21 protein-coding genes are annotated in these 19595 nt (G+C 55.0%); 13 read left to right on the top strand and 8 right to left on the bottom strand.

Going from position 1 to position 19595, the window contains the following annotated elements:
- Positions 1-76: 76 nt before the first annotated feature.
- Both KF947_RS04170 and KF947_RS04165 read left to right on the top strand, forming a co-directional pair.
- Positions 77-1132 carry a DUF3541 domain-containing protein gene (locus KF947_RS04170; RefSeq protein ID WP_227405526.1) on the top strand — a complete coding sequence of 352 codons (1056 nt, stop codon included), beginning with the start codon at positions 77-79 and terminating at the stop codon, positions 1130-1132.
- 183 nt (positions 1133-1315) lie between these two features.
- Positions 1316-1759 (top strand): hypothetical protein, encoded by a 444-nt coding sequence (locus KF947_RS04165; protein WP_227405525.1) that lies wholly within the window; start codon positions 1316-1318, stop codon positions 1757-1759.
- Here KF947_RS04165 and KF947_RS04160 read toward each other — a convergent pair.
- Positions 1691-2464, bottom strand: a complete 774-nt coding sequence (locus KF947_RS04160) for an SDR family oxidoreductase (protein ID WP_227405524.1) — start codon at positions 2462-2464, stop codon at positions 1691-1693. The genes KF947_RS04165 and KF947_RS04160 overlap by 69 nt on opposite strands.
- Positions 2464-2790, bottom strand: a complete 327-nt coding sequence (locus KF947_RS04155; protein ID WP_227405523.1) for a nuclear transport factor 2 family protein — start codon at positions 2788-2790, stop codon at positions 2464-2466. Before KF947_RS04155 ends, KF947_RS04160 begins: the two co-directional genes overlap by 1 nt.
- Positions 2791-2880: 90 nt before the next feature.
- Here KF947_RS04155 and KF947_RS04150 point away from each other — a divergent pair, with 90 nt between their 5' ends.
- Entirely contained in the window at positions 2881-3255 is a 375-nt protein-coding gene (locus tag KF947_RS04150) for a winged helix-turn-helix transcriptional regulator (RefSeq protein WP_133730126.1), read from the top strand.
- 10 nt (positions 3256-3265) lie between these two features.
- Positions 3266-3697: a GNAT family N-acetyltransferase gene (locus tag KF947_RS04145; protein ID WP_227405522.1), complete on the top strand. Its 432-nt coding sequence runs from the start codon at positions 3266-3268 to the stop codon at positions 3695-3697.
- Here the strand turns inward: KF947_RS04145 and KF947_RS04140 are convergent.
- Positions 3694-4083 (bottom strand): ester cyclase, encoded by a 390-nt coding sequence (locus KF947_RS04140; RefSeq protein ID WP_227405521.1) that lies wholly within the window; start codon positions 4081-4083, stop codon positions 3694-3696. The two genes, KF947_RS04145 and KF947_RS04140, sit on opposite strands and share 4 nt — an antisense overlap.
- A 99-nt stretch (positions 4084-4182) precedes the next feature.
- Between KF947_RS04140 and KF947_RS04135 the strand changes: the two genes are divergently transcribed.
- Genes KF947_RS04135 through KF947_RS04125 form a run of 3 tightly spaced genes read left to right on the top strand, consistent with a single transcriptional unit; the run spans position 4183 to position 6447 of the window.
- On the top strand, positions 4183-4518 hold the full coding sequence (locus KF947_RS04135) for a zinc ribbon domain-containing protein YjdM (RefSeq protein WP_133730128.1): 336 nt from the start codon (positions 4183-4185) through the stop codon (positions 4516-4518).
- Positions 4519-4535: 17 nt separating this feature from the next.
- Positions 4536-5771, top strand: a complete 1236-nt coding sequence (locus tag KF947_RS04130; RefSeq protein WP_227405520.1) for an MFS transporter — start codon at positions 4536-4538, stop codon at positions 5769-5771.
- Entirely contained in the window at positions 5752-6447 is a 696-nt protein-coding gene (locus tag KF947_RS04125) for a haloacid dehalogenase type II (RefSeq protein WP_227405519.1), read from the top strand. Before KF947_RS04130 ends, KF947_RS04125 begins: the two co-directional genes overlap by 20 nt.
- Positions 6448-6530: 83 nt before the next feature.
- On the opposite strand, the gene KF947_RS04120 is transcribed toward KF947_RS04125, so the two are convergent.
- Together KF947_RS04120 and KF947_RS04115 are read right to left on the bottom strand one after the other, a co-directional pair.
- Complete coding sequence (locus tag KF947_RS04120) at positions 6531-6932, bottom strand: PIN domain nuclease (protein ID WP_227405518.1); 402 nt, start codon at positions 6930-6932, stop codon at positions 6531-6533.
- Positions 6929-7123, bottom strand: coding sequence for a type II toxin-antitoxin system VapB family antitoxin (locus KF947_RS04115; protein WP_227405517.1), 195 nt, complete (start codon positions 7121-7123; stop codon positions 6929-6931). The genes KF947_RS04120 and KF947_RS04115 overlap by 4 nt, the downstream gene beginning before the upstream one ends.
- 285 nt (positions 7124-7408) lie before the next feature.
- On the opposite strand from KF947_RS04115, the gene KF947_RS04110 reads away from it, so the two are divergent.
- A complete protein-coding gene (locus tag KF947_RS04110) occupies positions 7409-8044 on the top strand; it encodes a LysE family translocator (protein ID WP_227405516.1) in 636 nt (211 codons plus the stop codon).
- 31 nt (positions 8045-8075) lie between these two features.
- On the opposite strand, the gene KF947_RS04105 is transcribed toward KF947_RS04110, so the two are convergent.
- Positions 8076-8969: a LysR family transcriptional regulator gene (locus tag KF947_RS04105; protein ID WP_227405515.1), complete on the bottom strand. Its 894-nt coding sequence runs from the start codon at positions 8967-8969 to the stop codon at positions 8076-8078.
- Positions 8970-9114: 145 nt separating this feature from the next.
- On the opposite strand from KF947_RS04105, the gene KF947_RS04100 reads away from it, so the two are divergent.
- Together KF947_RS04100 and KF947_RS04095 are read left to right on the top strand one after the other, a co-directional pair.
- Positions 9115-10356, top strand: coding sequence for a YbfB/YjiJ family MFS transporter (locus KF947_RS04100; RefSeq protein ID WP_227405514.1), 1242 nt, complete (start codon positions 9115-9117; stop codon positions 10354-10356).
- A complete protein-coding gene (locus KF947_RS04095) occupies positions 10356-10958 on the top strand; it encodes a glutathione S-transferase family protein (protein ID WP_133730132.1) in 603 nt (200 codons plus the stop codon). Before KF947_RS04100 ends, KF947_RS04095 begins: the two co-directional genes overlap by 1 nt.
- 35 nt (positions 10959-10993) lie before the next feature.
- Here the strand turns inward: KF947_RS04095 and KF947_RS04090 are convergent, their stop codons facing one another.
- Complete coding sequence (locus tag KF947_RS04090; protein WP_133730133.1) at positions 10994-11962, bottom strand: Rpn family recombination-promoting nuclease/putative transposase; 969 nt, start codon at positions 11960-11962, stop codon at positions 10994-10996.
- Between the two features lie 289 nt (positions 11963-12251).
- Between KF947_RS04090 and KF947_RS04085 the strand changes: the two genes are divergently transcribed.
- Together KF947_RS04085 and mmuM are read left to right on the top strand one after the other, a co-directional pair.
- Positions 12252-13694 (top strand): amino acid permease, encoded by a 1443-nt coding sequence (locus tag KF947_RS04085; RefSeq protein ID WP_227405513.1) that lies wholly within the window; start codon positions 12252-12254, stop codon positions 13692-13694.
- The gene (gene mmuM, locus KF947_RS04080) at positions 13691-14650 is read left to right on the top strand and encodes a homocysteine S-methyltransferase (protein WP_227405512.1); all 960 of its coding nucleotides are present in this window, start codon (positions 13691-13693) and stop codon (positions 14648-14650) included. The genes KF947_RS04085 and mmuM overlap by 4 nt, the downstream gene beginning before the upstream one ends.
- A 140-nt stretch (positions 14651-14790) precedes the next feature.
- On the opposite strand, the gene KF947_RS04075 is transcribed toward mmuM, so the two are convergent.
- Positions 14791-17829: an EAL domain-containing protein gene (locus tag KF947_RS04075; protein WP_227405511.1), complete on the bottom strand. Its 3039-nt coding sequence runs from the start codon at positions 17827-17829 to the stop codon at positions 14791-14793.
- A gap of 377 nt (positions 17830-18206) precedes the next feature.
- On the opposite strand from KF947_RS04075, the gene KF947_RS04070 reads away from it, so the two are divergent.
- The gene (locus KF947_RS04070) at positions 18207-19574 is read left to right on the top strand and encodes a carboxylesterase family protein (protein ID WP_227405510.1); all 1368 of its coding nucleotides are present in this window, start codon (positions 18207-18209) and stop codon (positions 19572-19574) included.
- Positions 19575-19595: the final 21 nt, after the last annotated feature.

Raw genomic sequence — 19595 nt, 5'->3', positions numbered from 1 at the left:
ATGGATGCTTGTACATAATTGCTCATCAACTGTGCAATGATGGCCTATCGATAGTGAACACCACCAAGGGGCCGTCATGAAAAAGCTCTTTTCACTGATGATGGTGCTGGCGTTGGCTAGCTGCGCCGCCATGGAGCCGCATGTGGAGCGTGACGTCCAGCGCGACGTCGGACTGGCCATCCAGGAAGTCTACGAGCGGGCGCTGCCGACGCTGTCCGAGGACAAGCAGCGCCATTTTGCCCAGCGGCTCTACCGCCTGACGGGCGAGCAGCGCTGGCGGCCTCTCAATCATGCCTACGGCGAGCGTCTACTGACGCGACTCGAGGAGGACATCGTCGGCCTAGCCAAGCCCGGGTACGCGGCTGCCCGCAGCCGGGCGATCGTTGCCAACTACTCGCCGCGCACGGCCAAGCAGCGCGCCCGGCGCGCCATGCTGGGTGAGTGGGGGGAAATCGCCTTCGCCCGGGGGCTGCTGTTCCGGCTGATCCAGGCCGAGTACTTCGGCCTGCTGCCGACCATTGAGAACCACGAGCGGGCGCTGGGCTACCAGGCAGAGGTTGACTGGGCGGCCTTCTTGACCGACCCCGCGGTGATCGGGATCTATGCCGCTCAGGTGGCCAACCAAGCGTACTTCCTGCACCAGCTCGGCGTGATGGACCTGCGCCGGGAGGTAGAGGCAGCCTTCCGACGCCACTACCCGCCTGATCGAGTCGCCGAGCTCGACGACGCCGAGTACCATAACTGGCTATATGGCCTGACCCACTTCGTCATCGCTGACAGCCGATACTACCAGCGGAAGGTAGACCCGGAGGTGCACGCTTGGGTGCTGGAAGCGCTGGAGCGGGAGACGACCGGCATCATGGCCCGGGCCACGGCCGACATCCAAGCCGAGGTGGCATTGGCCTTCCTTCTTGCCGACCGCGAGGATCACCCGCTGGTGGGCCGGGTGCGTGAGGCGCTGGTGGCGGGGGTAGACCCGACCAGCGGCATCATCCCCTCGGCCACTGGGGAAAAGGGGCTGGCGGGTGGTGAACACCGCAACGTTCTGGCAATAATGGTGTTGCTCTGGCCGGGCCGCCTGCATCCCGGCCCCGACCTCTCGGACATGCTTGGCGAGCGCTCAGCCGAGTAACCATTGCTGGCCGGGCCTTGGTGAGGCGGACGTGTTAGAAAGTAGCCAGCAGGCCTATGCCCGATAGGAGGATTCGTGCACCAGTTAGCCGCCCAATGGATAGTGGGATTACTGAGAGACAGAAATATCCCTTTTCAAATCTGCGGAGGGCTCGCAGCAAAGGGGTATGGATCTAAACGAGCGTTGAACGATATTGACCTGTTCGTACCCGGCGAGCATTTTGCAGCGGTGGTGCAGGCTGGCCAAGCGAACATATCCAAGCCCGCCACGCACTACTGCGAAGAGGGCTGGGATTTAACCTATGTCCAGTTCAAGTATGGAGGCATTAAGGTGGAGGTTGGCAACGCCGACGGCGCGCAAATTTTTGATGCAGCCAGCCAGGCCTGGGTGCCGCTCAATATTGATTTTGCCCGCTATGAAACAGTCAATTTACTAGGCCTGGAGCTTCCTTTGATGTTCAAGGATGACTTGATCCGCTATAAGTCGGTGCTCTCAAGACCGGTCGATATCGACGATATTCGCGCCATAAGATATGCAACCTCCATTTCACCATCGCCCTCAAGCGACGGGCACAGTGCCGCCATCGATCACGTACTCCGTCCCCGTGATGGTGGCTGCCAGCGGTGATGCCAGAAATCCTATCAGGTTGGCCACTTCCGCAGGCTTCGATGGGCGGCCAATTGGGATGCCGCCCAGCGAATTCATGATGATCTGCTTGCCACCTGCGTAATCGGTGCCTGCCTCTTGGGCGATACGCTCGGCCAGCGCAACGGCGGCTTCCGTCTCAATCCAGCCCGGCGATACCCGAACCACACGCACCCCATTGGGTGACACTTCCTTGGACAAACTCTTGCTATAGGTGGATAGCGCCGCCTTGGCCGCCGCGTAAGCCGTGGTCGACTCGGGCAGGGGGAGTTCACGTTGAATGGAGGTCACGTGGATAATCACCCCATCGCCCTGGGCCAGCATGCCGGGCAGCAGGGCGCGATCCAGCCGTACGGCGGGAAACAGGTTGATGTCGAGCTCACGCTGCCACTCCTGCTCCCCAAGGGCAGCGAAGCCGCCACCGGGCGCTGATGAACCGCCCAGCACATGAACGATAATATCCACGCCACCCAAGCGTTCGTTGACCGCATCGGCCACCGTGGCACAGCCTTCGGCCGTCGTCAGGTCAGCGGTTACAAACAGCTCATCGGGCAGGTCGGCGGGGTGAGTACGGGCGGCGGTCAGTACCTGCGCGCCTTCTTCGCGAAAGAGTGACACCACGGCAGCGCCAACCCCTTTGCTACCACCGGTGACCAATACACGTCGCCCGTTCAAGTTCAGTTTCATTAGTGGATCTCCAATGACTGGATTTGCGACTCGGCAAGCTGGAAAGTGTGGTCAAGTTGCACCGGGCTGCCGGGGAAGTTGCCGGTCACAGTGGCGGTAACCACAATCGTGTTGCCTTGGTGGGAAACACTGACCGGCTCGACGCTATACTCAATGTTGGCACGGGTGGCGCGCAGCCAGGCTTGAATAGCGGTTCGCCCGCAGTGCGTTTCTCCCTCATCCAAAACACAGGCATCTTGGGTAAAGCAATCGCCAAGGTGGGTGTCATCCGCACCGTTGCTGATGCTGAAATAAGTGGTGATCGCGTCTGGCAGTGACAAGCTCATGATGATCATCTCTCGCAAGGTAATGTGAGAGAATATTCTGCCTAGACTTACGCGTTATCAAGAACGCACAAAAAGGTAAGTGGCTTACCAATGAGAAAGATTTATACGCCCACTACCGCCGCAAGCGATGTGGAAAATGTATTAAAAATGCTGGAAGGGCGTTGGAAGCTCATTATTCTCTTTCATCTCTTCGATGGAAAAGTGCAGCGCTACTCCGATTTCGAAAAACTCATCCCCGACATCTCCCAGAAAATGCTCGCCCAACAGCTGCGCCAACTGGAAGCGGATGGCATCGTGGCCCGAAAGGTCTACCCCCAGGTGCCGCCGAAAGTGGAATACCGCCTGACCGAATGGGGGCAAACGCTCTGCCCGGCGCTGGATGCCTTATTGAAATGGGCAGAGCAGAAGGATCACTTCAACGACCCTGCAGAGCAGAACAAACAAGACGATGCCGCCACCCAATGAGAGCCGCCTGATGCACTATCGCACCATGACCATCAACGATTACGAAGCCGCCATTGCCCTGTGGAGCGAAAGTGAAGGCGTGCGCCTGCGCGATGCCGATTCACGGGAAGGCATTGAGAAATACCTGCTGCGCAATCCCGGTCTGAGCTTCGTGGCAGAAGTCGAAGGAAAGCTGGTGGGAACGATCATGGCGGGCCACGATGGCAAACGCGGCTATGTTCAGCACTTGTCGGTGGCGGATTCCCATCGCCGGTTAGGTATCGCCACACGGCTGGTAAACCTTTGCCTGGAAGCACTCAAAAACGAAGGCATCCTGAAATCGCACCTGATGATCCTTCCCGAGAACGAAGCCGCCCAGACGTTTTGGGCAAGCCAGGGCTGGGCCTATCGATCCGATATTTTGCTTTACTCGTTTGTGAATGGGGATAACCACAACGTTTAACCAAGCTGAGTTTCTATCGCAGTCTTGTCGATCACCGACCAGACTTCCTGAATCTTATTATCGTGGAAGCGGTAAAACGCGTTCTCGCAAAACGTCACTTTTTTGCCGTCCACCGCAAGGCCGAGGAAGCTACCTTTGGGTGTGACATCGAATCGCAACCTGCACGCGACATGGGGTGAATCAATGGCCAAAAGCTCAATGTTGAAGTGAAGATCTGGTATCTGTTCATAATCGGCTTCCAGCATGGCGCGATAACCATCAAGCCCTAGGCGCCTGCTGTTGTGGTGGGCATCGTCATGCACGAACTGGTCAAGGTTCGTCCAATCCTGATTATTGAGGCAGGTGATGTAATCACGGTATGTCGCTTCCAGGTCACGTTTGTTCATCCTGGTTCTCCTTTCCTGGTTAGGCGTGAAGGCATTCGCCAAGGGGATATAGGCTCAGTATCATAAGCAGCCTAAACCAAACCACAGAAGTCATCATTCATGTCGTGCCCACCTTGCCCCCATTGCCAATCCGAATTCGTCTATCAGGATCAAAGCCTGTTCATCTGCCCCGAGTGCGCCCACGAATGGAACCCTTCTGAGGCTGAGGCAGAAGACACCGTGACGGTAAAAGATGCCCACGGCACGCTGTTAGCGGAAGGCGACAAGGTAACGATGATCAAAGACCTCAAGGTCAAAGGCAGCTCACTGGTACTCAAAGTGGGCACCAAAGCCGTTATCAAGCGGCTCGTGGACAGCAAGGATCACCAACTGGACTGCAAGGTCGACGGCGTCGGCGACATGATGGTGACCGCCCACTTTGTGAAGAAGGCCTGACTAAAATCTGAACTAACATGATAACCGTGCCGCCGATGACTGCTAGCCGACATTACCGATGGGTCATTCTGTTGATAGCCACCCTGGCTCAAGCAGCGGCATGCTTTTTCGTTCAAGGCATTGGGGCCATCAGTGTTTATATACAGGCAGATATGGCGCTCTCTGCATTACAGATTGGGGCGCTGGTCTCTGCTGCTCAACTGGTGCCTTTAGTCGGGCTGTTAGTTGCCGGGGAGTTGCTGGACAGGTTCAGTGAGCGTTTGGTGGTGGGGGTAGGCACCCTCGTCGTGGGCATCGCGCTTAGCGCGACCGTACTGGCTGAGAGTTACTGGGCCATGCTGCTGTTTTTGGTCATCGTAGGGGCGGGCTACAGTACCGCCCAACCCGGTGGCAGCAAATCGGTAGCCACTTGGTTTGATAAATCCCAGCGCGGCTTTGCCATGGGTATTCGTCAGGCTGGCTTGCCGTTGGGTGGGGCGCTGGCGGCGATCATACTGCCCACAGTTGCCATCACCTGGGGGTGGCGCGCCTCTTTTCTAGTGGGTGGGCTGATTGCGATCTTCGGGGCGTTGGTTTTTATGCTTTTTTACCGTGCCCCAGGTCGCGTGGTGCCGGTTACAAGGGCCTCTGAAGGTAGCATAAAACAAGTCGTCTTATCGCGATTGGCGATGATTCGAGAACCGGCCATGAAGCAGATTATGGCGTCCGGTATTAGTTTAATCTCGGTTCAATACGGTATTTTGATTTTTACTGTGCTCTATCTGCATAGCCGTTTGCAGATGGAGGTGCTGCAGGCGGCGACGTTGTTATTTGTGGCCCAGGGGGCCGGGGTTGCCGGGCGTATTTTGCTGGCGGCCTGGAGCGACCGCTGTCGCTCGCGCTATTTTCCGGTAATGGTGTGCATGGTGGCGGTGATAGTAGGGCTGCTGGTATTGGTTTGGCTGCCGCTACATTCAACGCTCATGCTGAGTGGTTTGATGGCCTGGTTAGGCTTTTTTGGTTTTGGTTGGTACGGCCCTTGGGTAGCTTATGTAGCGGAGTCTGCACCTGCTGATAAAACCGGCTTTGTGCTGGGATTGGCCATGGCGATTAACCAACTGGCGATTGTATCGATACCGCCACTCCTTGGGTGGCTGTTAGATATAAGTGGTAGCTTTATGCTCGGCTGGAGTCTGCTGATCGCCATGACGTTATTGGGGCTATTAATGACCATCCAGCGGCAAGGAGAAATTAATGAAAGCGATCGTGTTTGACGTATTTGGCACTATTGTTGATTGGCGCTCCAGTTTGATTAATCAATTCAATGAGCTAGAGAAAGAGCTGGGGATTGAGCTGCCTAGTGAAGTGCTGGCTGATCAATGGCGTCAGCTTTATGCGCCTTCCATGGACAGGGTACGCAGAGGGGAAATCCCATGGATGGTATTAGATGATCTGCATCGAGAAAGCTTAGTCACACTACTCAATCAACATGGGATTGCGCTAGACGAAGCGACCATTGATCGCGTCAATTACTTTTGGCACCAATTAGAGCCCTGGCCCGATGTCCCACATGGCCTACAGCGCTTGAAAGAGCACACCATCATCGCAACGTTGACCAACGGTAATGTCTCATTAATGGTCGATGTTGCCCGTCACGCCAAGTTACCGTGGGATATGATTTTTTGCGCCGAGTTATTCGAGCACTACAAGCCTGATTCGGAGGTTTATTTAGGGGCTTGCCGTCTGCTACGCCTACCGCCTGAAGAGGTAATGCTGTGTGCGGCGCATAATGCTGACCTGCGTGCTGCCCGTGCCTTGGGAATGAAAACGGCGTTTATACCCCGGCGCACAGAATATGGCCCGCAACAGAGCAAAGATTTAGAAGCAGAAGAAGCATGGGATTTTGTGGCTGAAGACCTCGTCGCGTTGAGTGAGCGGCTAAGAGGTTGACCCAAAAGCGCTTACCGTCAGGGCAGTGGTTAGTATCATGTAGTGCCAAGGCGCCAAAGATCACAATGTTCTACCAGCAGCTGTTACGTTACTTGCAGAGCGGGTTCGAGACCAAGGTGGTTAACGAAGGGGATGAAGTCGCGATCCAGGAAAAGCAGCGGGAGGCGGTTCTCTATACAGAACGTCGCGATAATGACATCCGCGGTTTTTCTGATCGTAATGCCTTTTTTGCGCAACGCTCGATAATTGTCGGCACACTTTACCGTCATCGCTTTGCCAAACATTTCATACTGATCCAGCGCCAGTAAGCTTTGCTGGGTTTTACGGTAATCTTTATCGTTACGAATGCCTTGCAGGATTTCCAGAAAGATTAGATCTCCGATCGCGACGGCTCCCTCAACGATCGATAAATCCAGTAGATCGGTATGTGGGTTCTCGACGCCGTTGAAATAGTCGATCCAGACGCTGGTATCCACTAGTATCATTTGCCACTCCGCATCTCATCCAGATCGCCTTCCCACTTGATGTGGCCACGCAATTTTCGCAGCTCTTGCTGCTTGCCCCGTTGCACCAGGAGCTTCAGTCCTTGCTCGACGGCTTCTTTTTTGGTCTCGTAGCCAGAGATCTTTAGAGCTTCGGCCATTAATTGGTCGTCAATGACAATGTTCGTTCTCATACTGCACCTATGTGTATGAAAATGTATTTCTATACACAATTTAGCACCTTATTGCGAACGAGGCATTCTCCTGTTGAGTGAACGTACAACTGCGCAGGGATCTTTATCAGGTAGAGCTATCAGAGCACGATGATATCGGTAAGCTTGTGTTAGCCAATAGAATGGTTCGTAAAGAGAAGGAAAGTTAATAATCAGCGGTTGAGTCCTTGCAGAGCAGGGTAGCCTATTTCAATGTTGCGCCATAAAAACCATTAAAAACAAAGGATTAGCTTAATAGGAGACAGCATGATACCCATCGAAACCTGGATGACGTATACCGTCGCATGCATTTTAATCATTCTTGTGCCGGGGCCTGACAATATTCTTGCCGTTAGTCGGGGGCTTAGTCAGGGGCGTTTAGCGGCTTGTATCTCTAGTGCCGGGGCTGGTCTTGGCCTGATGGTGCATGTGCTTGTCGCTTTTCTGGGGTTGGCGGTTCTCATTCAAACATCGGCAGTAGCGTTTAGTGTGGTGAAATTTGCCGGGGCTGGATATTTGATTTGGCTAGGGATTAAAGCCTTACGCTCACGAGAGTTGATTGCTTTCTCGTCTCAGAGTCACTTGTCCCATCGGGCTGTGTTTCTCACCGGCTTTTTAACCAATGTACTTAATCCCAAGCCAGCGCTGTTTATTTTGGCCTTTGTTCCTCAATTTGTATCACCTCTGTATGGAGCAGTCGAGCTACAAACGTTCTTTCTGGGCACATGGTTTGCGTTGTTGGCATTCGCGGTTTTTACAGTGTTGGGTTCTTTTTCATCCCTATTTGCGAGATGGCTAGAAGGCCACCCGCGCGCTATTTTTGGTTTGAACATTGGTGCTGGCATTACGTTTATCGCTGCGGGTTTATCTGTCTTGTTGCTTGGTCGGGCTGAGAGAAGTTGATAAAGCCTCAGAGCTCGGCCCGCTACCTACCTTACGACGCAGTCAGCTGAGGCTCATCCACCACCACCGCATCACACAACGTGTCAGCGAAGTTTGCCAGGGCGGGTGTCCAGGACTCCGGTTCGGGGGCGACAAAATAGGTATCGATATTGGCGATGGATACGGGCAGTTCCAGCGTGTGGATCCCGAACCGGTGCTGGTGGGCTTCAACCGTCCCACGGGGCAGCACCGTGTAACCCATCCCGGCAGCAACGCAGCCAAGCATCGCGTCCAGCGAACCGAACTCAAAGATTCGGCCTGCATTGACGCCGTAGGAAGCCAGCAACAGCTCGATACGCTGGCGGTAGCTGCACCCTTGGCGAAACGCCAAGAAAGCGGATGTCAGCAGCGCTTGTGAAGAGGGCATCGTCGTCATCGGCGTTGAGCCTACTAAGACAAGCTGCTCGCTAAATGCTTTGAGCAAGTGGTAGCGGCCGTGCTCAAGCCTCCCGGCCACGAAGACACAGTCCACCTGCCCGTTAAGCAACAACTCGACCAGCTCAGCCGTGGGCCCGGTCTTTATCTGGATATCAACGTCAGGCTGTGCCGCGTGGTACGCCGCCAGTATCGGCGGAAGGCGCAGCGCCGTCGTTGTCTCCATGGCACCAATGCGCAGCCGCCCACACGTCTTCTCATGGCCTTTGAACAGCGATACCGCTTCGTCGTGGGCCGTCAGCATGTGCTCGGCGTACCCCACCAGCGCCAGCCCGGCACTGGTAGGGCGAACGCGCCCTGCACGATGAATTAGCTGTACGCCTAACTCTTCCTCGAGTTTCTTGATGTGGGCCGTCACATTGGATTGCACCGTGTGTAGCTGTTTTGCGGCCGCCACGAAGCTGCCTGTTTCGGCCACCGCCATGAATAGTCGCAGCGATTTAAGTTGCACGCGCCATCTCCCTGTCAGGCTATCTCTAAACAAGATACTAGATATCAAAACTAATCGTTTCTAGAAATAGTTCCTCACGCGTAGTCTGGCTGTGTACTAACGCGCTGCCCACCTTGCCCGAAAGGCGGCACGAAAAGGACATCACATGATTAATCGAACACGCACTACTCATGATCTGCCCGCCCTGATGACAGGGATAATGGCGACCCTGGCGGGGATTGGCATCGCGCGCTTCGCCTATACGCCGCTATTGCCCGCAATTATTCAAGAGGGCTGGTTTACCTCGAGCCAAGGCGCCTACCTTGGGGCTGCCAACCTGCTGGGGTATTTTATCGGCGCACTCGCCGCCCACTCGCTGAGTGAGCGCTTTTCTCCTCGCTTAGTCATCGGCGCAAGCTTCGCGGCTATTGCTCTCAGCTTTATGCTTTGCGCTGGGGCGGGTGGTTTCGCCTGGTTCTTCTTTTGGCGATTGGTATCCGGTATTGCCGGAGCCGTTTTAATGGTGATTGGCCCTTCGCTGGCGCTGGCGGTCACGCCGTCTGAAAGGCGAGCCAGTGTGGGTGCCATGGTGTTTACCGGTATTGGCCTCGGCGCGCTGCTTTCGGCCTCCATTGTGCCCATGCTTCTTGAATTAAGCCTAACGGTCACCTGGGGCACGCTGGGGTTGCTTTGCATTGCGGCGGGTCTTTTAGGTGACTGGGGAGTTAACCACTTATCCGTAGCCTCACCTTCAGCAGCTAGCCCATCGGCCAATAGCCAAAAGGGCGTTGCGGGAGTCAAGCTAGTGGTGTGGTTGGTCATCGGCGCCTATGCCCTGGACGCGGTCGGGTTTGTGCCCCATACCGTGTTTTGGGTGGACTATCTTGCCAGGGAGAACGCTCTGGGTAATCACGCCGCTTCCCTACAGTGGGGCATCTTCGGCTTGGGCGCCGTATGTGGGCCGCTGATGGTGGGCGCCTTGGCGCATCGAGTGGGTTGGCATTGTGGCCTAGCGATTGCCTTTGTGGCGAAGGCTGCCGCTGTATCGCTGCCGGTATTTTCGCTAGCACTGCTCAGTCAATCCGTCTCCTCCTTCATGGTGGGGGCGATGATCCCCGGCATTGTCGCACTCACCTCCGGGCGCATTGCTGAATTAGTAGGCCCGACCGCGCACAAGAAGCTATGGGGGCAGGCAACCGCTGCTTTTGCTGCTGCCCAAGCGCTGGCGGGATATGCCATGTCTGCGCTTTATGGTGCATGGGAGACCTACGCGCCGCTATTTGCCATCAGCGGCTTCATGCTTGCAGCAGGCTTTTTGTTGGTGCTGCTTAGCCGTGGCGTACAGTCGTCTACCCAACAATCTACACAGCAATCTTCAAAGCACGCTAGCCACCACAGGAGGCAATAATGAAACTCTACCTAAACGCAACCTCGCCCTATGCGCGCCTGGTGCGAATCGTGTTAATGGAAAAAGGCCTGACGGACGCCGTGACGATGAAGTGGTGCGACCCTTGGGCAGACGATGCCGAACTCTTAAAGGCCAACCCCGCCGGGCGTATTCCGGCGTTGATAACGGAGAAGGGGATCACGTTAAGCGAGTCACTGCTGATTGCCGTTTACCTGGATGGCGTTAGCCCCAACAAGCCGATGATTCCCACGGCTGGTTTAGGTGAGGTGCTGCACCTGACCGGGTTGGGTCAAAACCTGATGGATGCCGCGTTCAATACCGTGATTGCCAGAAAGCATTACGGCAATGGAATTGATGATAGAGACCTGGGGCAGAGGCGTTCGAGGGCCATTCAGCGACTCCTGAAACAGCTGGGCAGCGAGCTTGGAGAAAAACAAAAGGCCTCACCCATCACCCTGGGCGAAATCTCCATTGCAGTAGCGCTGGATTACCTAGCCTTCAGGCTGTCAGAGGTGAGCTGGAAAGAAGAGAATCCACAGTTACAGGAATGGCAGGCTGGTGTGACAGCACGAGCAAGCTTTCAACAGACGGCTTTCTGTTAGGACTTTCTATTAGGAGAAGTGGGGAGAAAGCCAGCTCAGTGCTGGATCTCAGCCCGCAACTTTTCCACTTCTTCAACCGGCAGTTCTTCAATATCCGCGATCATTTGATCATCCATTTCGGTGCGAGCGATCAGCTTTCGGGCCGCGTTGCGTTTGCCTTCCAAGGCACGTTGCTCGGCTTCTTGACGCCCTTCCAGACGCCCTTCCTGACGCTCTTTTTGCACCAGATTTTCTAAGTTCTCTGCCAACATGTCTTTATCCTCCACCAAACTGTTGAGCCGCTCTAGATTAACTTCTGCACCAAGCCGCTGCAGATGACGCTTAATCCAGCGCGTGATGACCTTATCAATGCGTTCTTTGTTCGGATCCGCTTTGATAATGGCCACAATACGATCAACGGCTAGTTGTAGGGCTTCCCAACTCTCACCGGCGTTTTCGACGCTGAACACACCGCTTAACGGTGTCTGAACCAAGCCTAGTTGTTCATCAGTATAGCGCCCTTCATCGACTAGGTAATAGCGTAGGTGGGGCTGATAAATCTGAAGAAAGTCGGGCGGTTCTGGGGTGATCATCTCGAAGATGTCTAGCGGTGCCGTCCATCGCTCTGAGCCGTTATACAACACGACAGGGAGCACGGGCGGCAACCCTTGGCTGGGCGTGATGATCTTCTGTTTGAGTAGTTCGCTATAGAAGCAGGCGACGTAGTGCAGTAGCCGAATGGGCATAGTGCGATCCACTGAGGACTGAAACTCCAGCAGAATATACAGAAATACTCGTTGGGTGAGGTCTTTCCATTTCACTTCAACCGACCACACCACATCTTCAATCTTCTCTTCAAAAAGCGGCGTAATGTAGTTGCCGCTGTGGCTCTTCAGGGTGGAGAAATCCATCAGCTTAGCAATCTCAGCAGGCGTAAAGCCTTCGATCAACTGTTGCACGAACTCGGGGTAGCTAAACAGCTCCTTGTAGCCTGTATCATGATGTTTGTGAATGGTGCCCACCATGAGTGCTCCTTATTCAATGTGCCTAAGCGAGTGCATCGCAAAAAACAATATGCCTAAGAATAAATAGCGAGGGCTTGGCAAGCAACTGTTGTCGGGTTGGCGTTAGACACTGCCTGCATTTGATATATCCAGCCCTTAGCACCCATGCCAGACTGCATATTCAAAATAAGAATATTAAAAATCTCTTTTATGCTTTTTGGTAAATTAAGAATGCACTAAAATGGTGCCCTTTCTGAGCCAGGCCGCTGGGCGCCTGGCGCCGTGTTAGGCCTAAGATAAGGATATCACCATGAGTGAGCCAGCAAGTGATCAAGAGGGGGCGCACTTCAAGCGCAGTATGCAGACGCGCCATTTGGTGATGCTCTCGTTGGGCGGCGTGATTGGCACCGGGCTGTTTTTGAGTTCCGGTTATACCGTGCAGCAGGCCGGGCCTATTGGGGCAGTGTTGGCCTATCTGGTAGGTGGCATTGTTGCTTGGCTGGTGATGATGTGCCTGGGCGAGCTGGCGGTGCATATGCCAAATTCAGGCGCCTTCAGCGCGCATGCCAGCCGCTATATCGGCCCCGGCACCGGCTACATGGTGGCCTGGATGTACTGGCTCACCTGGACGGTGGCGCTAGGTTCAGAGTTCACCGCGGCGGCGGTGTTCATGGGGCGCTGGTTTCCCGACATCCCCGGCTGGTACTGGAGCGGCATGTTTGCGGCGATTGTGTTTGGCGTGAATGCGTTTACCTCACGCTTCTTTGCCGAGTCTGAGTTCTGGCTTTCATTGATCAAAGTGATCGCGGTGGTGGTGTTTGTGCTGGTGGGCGCCGTGGCGATCATTGGCTGGGTACCGCTGCATGATGCCACTGGCGCTGAGGTCGCCTCACCGGGGCTATCGGCACTGTGGGGAGAGGGTGCCATGCCGCCCAACCTGATGGCCATTGGTACCGCCTTACTGGCAGTGATGTTTGCCTTTTCCGGCACCGAGCTGATTGGCATTGCCGCCGGAGAAACGGTAGACCCAGCCCGCAATGTACCCAAAGCCATCCGCGCGACCCTGTGGCGATTGATCCTGTTTTTCGTCGGCACCATCGTCGTGATTGCGGCGCTGCTACCTCAGGATCAAGCCGGGCTCAGTCAAAGCCCCTTTGTGGCCGTATTCCACCGCCTTGGCGTGCCGGGCGCAGCCGATATCATGAATTTTGTGATCATCACCGCGCTGCTGTCGGCGGCCAATTCAGGGCTTTATGCCTCGTCGCGCATGCTATGGACGCTCGCTGACCAAGGCACCTTGCCCAAGTCGCTTGGCCGCCTCAACAAGCGTGGCATTCCGATGAATGCCCTGCTACTCAGCATGGTCGGCGGCCTGGGCGCGCTGTTCTCCAGCGTGTATACCCCTGAAACCGTCTATCTGGTGCTGGTCTCGATTTCCGGCTTGGCCGTGGTGGTGGTCTGGATGGCGATTGCGCTCAGCCAGTTTAACTTCCGGCGCCACTACCTGCGTGAAGGCGGGCAACTGAAGGATCTAGTTTATCGCACGCCGTTCTACCCCTGGGTGCCGATGATTGCGTTTGCAGCCTGTCTGGCCGCGTGTATTGGCATTGCCTTTGACCCGCATCAACGCGTTGCGCTCTATTTCGGTGTGCCTTTCATTGGCCTGTGCTACCTAGTGCACTTTGTACGCCACCGTGTTGCCTCCCAAGGTTCTGAATACTCGCCCAACGCCGTTGAGGAAAACACCGTATGAATGAGTTGAATCCGATCAAAGCCCTGTTGGCCGACGTGCCCTTTATGGTTATCGACGGCGCCATGGCCACCGAGCTGGAAGCGCTAGGCTGTGACCTCAATGACGCCCTCTGGTCAGCGCGCTTGTTGGCGCAGGCCCCGGAGAAGATTCGTCAGGTTCATCAGGCGTATTTTGAAGCCGGTGCCGACTGTGCGATTACCGCCAGCTATCAGGCCACCGTGCCCGGTTTCATGCAGGCAGGCCTAACGGCAGAAGAGGCGCGAACGTTGATTCAGTTATCGGTCACCCTGGCGCAGCAAGCGCGGGATACGGTCTGGCAGCCCGGCCAAACCGACCGCCCCAAACCGCTGGTAGCCGCATCCGTTGGCCCTTATGGCGCGTATCTGGCGGATGGCAGTGAATACCGAGGCGGCTATGACCTGGATCGCGCCGGGCTGGTTGAGTTTCACCGTGAGCGCTTTGAACTCTTGCTGGCGGCGGGCGCGGATCTACTGGCTGCTGAGACCTTGCCTTCACTGGAGGAAGCGCTGGCGATCACTGATTTGCTGGCCGAGCATCCGGGCGCGCAGGCCTGGATCACTTTCTCGGCGAAGGATGGCAAACACATCAGCGATGGCACGCCGATCACGGAATGTGCGAGAGCCCTGGCCAACTGCACAGGCGTAGCGGCAATCGGTGTGAACTGCACAGGGTTGACGCATATCGAATCGCTGATACAGGAAATCCGCTGTCAGTGCGATCTACCTATATTGGTTTACCCAAACTCGGGGGAAGTGTACGACGCAGTGACCAAAACCTGGCACCCGGCCCAGTGCGGTCATACCGCTGCGGCTCTTTCCGGGCTGGCACAAGGGGTGGAGCAATGGCTGGCAGCAGGCGCGTCAGGTATTGGCGGTTGCTGCCGGACGACACCAGAGGATATTCAGACGTTGTCTGAGTGGAAGCGGTTGCGCTAGCCGAAGCCAGTGAGAGACACCATGATAAGAAAAGAGCAGAGCGAGGGCTAGGCAAGGTAAAATCACCTAATAAGGATCGGACTCGCCTACGTGATCAGTAACAGAGGACAACGTGGCTGCTATGAATAGGGATTTATGGATCAACGCCTTACTGCATTCATGACCTCTTGATAGGGTAGTGGCCGAGAAAAAAGATACCCCTGAACTTGGTCACAACCGCGCTCACGAAGCATTGCCAGCTGCTCCTCCGTTTCTACACCTTCAGCAATGACCTTTAATTTTAAGCTGTGTGCCATCGCAATAATCGTGTTGACGATGATCTCACTGCCTGGGTTCGTGGTCACTTCAGTAATGAAAGACTTGTCGATTTTGAGAGTGTCGATCGGAAAGCGTTTCAAGTAGCTCAAACTGGAATAACCGGTGCCAAAATCGTCAAGAGAAATGCTAACGCCCAAGCCTATCAGCTCTTCCATCGTGATAATGGCCGACTCGACATTGTAGATCAGCGCGCTTTCGGTGATTTCTAGTTCCAAATCGGCTGGTGACATACCGGTTTCTATCAATATCTGTTGGACGACAGCGACAAGATTATCCTGGTGGAACTGTCGTGCAGACAGGTTCACCGCCATTTTCAGACCCGGGGCAGCGACTGCTTGGCGGCATGCTTCGCGCAGCACCCATTCGCCGATGGGTATGATCAGCCCTGTCTTCTCCGCTAACGGAATAAAGCTATCAGGGGCGATCATGCCCTGTGTGGGATGCTCCCAGCGTATCAAGGCCTCCAGCCCAACGACCTTTCTGGAAGTGATGTCGATCTGAGGCTGATAGAACAATTGGAACTGATCTTGTGCCAGTGCATGTCGCAATGAGGTTTCCAACGCCAGACCATCACCTTGAGTATCCTTGCTGCCAGGCACGAAGTGCTGATAATTGTTACCGCCATGCGCTTTAATAGCGGCCATTGCGCTCCTGGCGCCGTTGATCAGTACGTCCACATCCCTGCCACTGAAGGGGTATTCTGCAATCCCCATGCTGCAGGAGATAAACAACTCCTGACCATTGTCCAGGATGATTACCGAATGCAATTCGTCAGTAATACAGTTAGCAATGGCGGTCACTTCTGCAGCACCTTGACCAGGCAGTAAGACAATAAATTCGTCACCGCCCCAGCGGGAGATTGTATCTGCCTTGCTAATACACGCCCGTATACGCTGGGCTACCTGACGAAGCACTTCGTCACCACCCGAATGCCCAAGGCTCTCGTTAACCTGTTTAAAGCGGTCGATGTCCACATATAAAATACTCAGAACATCCTGTCGCTTATCGACTTGGTGCATTGCTTGACGCAGTCGGTCGGTGAGAAGCACCCGGTTTGGCAAATCGGTGACAGTATCGAAATACGTTAAGTGTTCAAGCCGCTGGTTCTTTTCCAGAGTTGTAATAGCGAACGATACATCGCCCGCCACCTCTTGCAAAAGCGTCATTTCATTTTGGTCAAAGGCAAACGGCTCGTGCCGGAAAAGCACGAATGCCGCTTTCTTCGATTCATGCGGAAGCGTCAGTGGTAACGCCGCCATAGCCTGTATGTCGAGTGCTAGCAAATCCTTGAACTGATCGTCGTGAGGTTGTGCTCTTAGGTCGTTGTGCACTACGGCGCAATGCTTCTCCAGGCATTCAAGAATCGTGTCTTTTGCAAAATCGGATAGCTGTCGAGTTACTATTCCTTTGTGGGCAGCCGCGTGTGCATGTAAAACGTTGCAGCGACCTGCTTCATGATCGTATTCAACGATAAGGGCGGCAAAGAGCTTGCCTTCTTTCACCGTGATGCGCGTGGCTTCCTCGCATAGAACTGTACGGCTCTGGGCCCTTACAATTAGGGTATTGATGCCGCTTAACACCTTATGTGTTCGGTTAAGTCGCAGAATTTGCTGCTCAGCCTCAATACGCTCGGTAATATCGACAACCGCCACCATCACAAAGCGTGCTGCCGCTGTTTTGACTGGATTGAGCGCAATTTCAGCAGGAAACTCGGTTCTATCCTGACGCAAGGCAAACAGGTCGCGACCTACACCCATCATCCGCTGTTTGGGGTCATTGATGTACTGTCGGCGAAACCCAGAATGGTTCTGATGGAATCGCTCTGGTATCAACGTTTCTATTGGCAGCCCCACCAACTGGTGGGGCTGATAGCGAAAAAGCGATCGTGCCAGCTGATTAGCCATTTGGATGATGCCATGATTGTCGACCATGAGGGTCGCAACGGGGGCGCTGTCGAGCGTCGAGCGAAAGCGTTCTTCCTCGTAGTTGAGAGCAGCAGCTCCAAGCCAAGCAACAAGAACAAGCACCATAACGCTGGACGTACTGCTGAGCGCGAAACCAAACTCATCGGTATAGTAGCCAGCGGCGACTCCCTGCATGCTCAGCCAGGAGGTGAGTAGTGGCGTTAACACAATATAGGGCAGCAAGCGCCGCAAAGAACGACCACCGATATAGGTGCTGGCCGCAGAACTCATCAAGCCTTTGCCGGGACGGGCTAGAAGCATGCCGACACTACAAAGCGCGAATAGAATTGACGTGTGAAGAGCCATCGTCGAAAAAACAGACAACCTAAACTTTTGAACGCCAAATAAATAGCCGGTTAACGCCGAACCACTGATGGTGATGGTTATCAGTGCAACGACCTGCAGCATGAGGGACGAGTAGCGCACGGGGACTATCGTGGTTAGCCACCCAATCCCTATCAAGCAGAAGCAGATGGCCGTACCAACCGACATTCGCCCCGGCCAATTCTCAGCTGGCGTGCCCTTATCCATGATCAAAACGTTGTCGATACCTATTGACCAGTTCAACGCATACTCAAAAAGCGTAAGCCCTGAAACCATCAATATAAAACCAGCGAGCAGAGCGATCACTGAATGTTTAGCAACAGTGATCAAGGGCTGAGAAGCAAACCGTAAAATGATCCCGCTGGCGAGAAAGCACAGTGCCGTATTGACTTTCATTGAATCGAAGTGGGGCAATATGTGTTTTCCAGCCTCTATATCTAAGACCCATGACAGCAACACCAGAGTGCTGATAGCGATGACTGTCCAGCCAATATAACCAGTGATCGTTCTGTAAATTTGGTGGTAAAGCGCCTCTGTATCTATGTTCGGTGGGGTTGTCTCTTGGCTCGGCATTATTACTAACTCCCGATTATATTTTTGTGACGCTACCCAGCAAGCGACATCGCAACCTAACGTCGATTTAGTACCTTAGTGCAAGCCTTTCTTCCTAATACGAATTAACCATAGACCTAAACTAACAGAGTATCTAATGCCACAATACACGAACAATCAATGGTCTAACCCCTCATAGTGGATTGTTCGAGAGTCGTGCTCTTTGGGCGTTTTGCTGGGACTTTCCCTGCTTGATAACGATGCGTTTAATGCCCTGACTCTGCGACCTCAATGATGCCCGGTGGCCTGAGCTTATGGCTGGTCTTTGGTGTATCAGGCATTGTTGGCACGTAGCAGCTTTGCTGTACTTATTTCATGCTAGGAACCCAAGGAACGGCATGCGCAACGATGAGCTAAACGACCGTGCTGAGTTAAACGACCACGATGCGCCACGCTTTACTACGCCTGCAGGTGAGATCATCGGCTGGCGGGACTGCGGCGTTATCCGTGCCACGGGCATTTGTTATGCCCGCACCCAGCGCTTTTGCGCCCCAAAAGATGAGCTGCCATCAACTGCGCCCATCCAGGCCACCGAGTGGTCGCCTTGTTCGCCGCAAAACCTCATTCCCGAACTAAACGCTGTGCTGGGGATTAGCGCCCAAGCGTTCTCCCCCTGCGAGGGCGCGTTACATTTATCGGTCACTCTGCCGGAAAATCCCTCGCCAACGCCGCGCCCCGTCATGGTCTGGATACACGGTGGTTCTTACGTGTTTGGTGCCGGGGATCTCCCAGTGTTCGACGTACGCCCGCTGGCGCTTGAGCAAGACGTGATCATAGTGGCGGTAACGTATCGGCTTGGCCTGTTAGGCTTTCTGGGCGGCTACGCCAATCGGCCCGCCAATTTAGGCCTGCTCGACATGATCTCGGCCCTGCGCTGGGTGAACACCAATATCGCGGCCATGGGGGGCGACCCCGCCAATGTCACCCTGTTTGGCCAGTCCGCCGGGGGCGACGCAGCGGCGCATCTGATGATTGCCGAAGGCACCGAGGGGCTGTTCCAGCGCGTTATTATTCAGAGCGCGCCGTTGGGCATTAGCCGTGGCCGGGAAAACATGTACGCCAAGATGAGCCAACAGGCGGCCACGCTAAACGACGATGCACCGCTTGATGAGATTTTGCGCCGACAGACCCAGGTGGCGGAAGCGGCCCGTGGCTTTGGTCTAAAAGCGGCCATGCCGTTTGGCACCCAGTACGGCCATTACCCGCTGCCCACTGAGGCCGGGGCCGATGCGGCCTGGCGGCGCGCCGCCGCAAAGATTGACCTGTTTATGGGCTATACCGCAGAAGAGAACGCGCTGTTTGTGGTGATATCCCCGAGCCTGATGCGGCTGCGTAACACGCCCTTGGTGGGGGAGGCACTCTGCAAAGCCATGGAGGCCGTCACCACACGCAAGGTCTACATACGCGATGCGCATAAGTTTGCCCGCCGCCATGCGCAGTCGGGTGGGCGCGCTTACCTGTATCGGCTGGACTGGTGCAAAGGCCGCTACCCGTTTGGCGCCGCCCACACGATCGACCTGCCGCTGCTACTGGGCGAGCCATTCAGCTGGCAACATGCCGATTTGGTAAAAGGCGTGGACGAAGCCACCCTGTTGGAACACGGCCAACGGATGCGTGAGCTATGGGCCGACTTCGCGCGTAACGGCCAGCTTGCGGCTACCGGCCACATCGAGCCGCAGGTGCTTGAGTGGTGGGAGGTGAGTTAGTGGGCGACAAGCGCCTGCATT

This window comes from Halomonas sp. FeN2 (assembly GCF_020595105.1).
GTDB lineage: Bacteria > Pseudomonadota > Gammaproteobacteria > Pseudomonadales > Halomonadaceae > Vreelandella > Vreelandella neptunia.
This window is presented reverse-complemented; position numbering and strand designations above follow the sequence as displayed.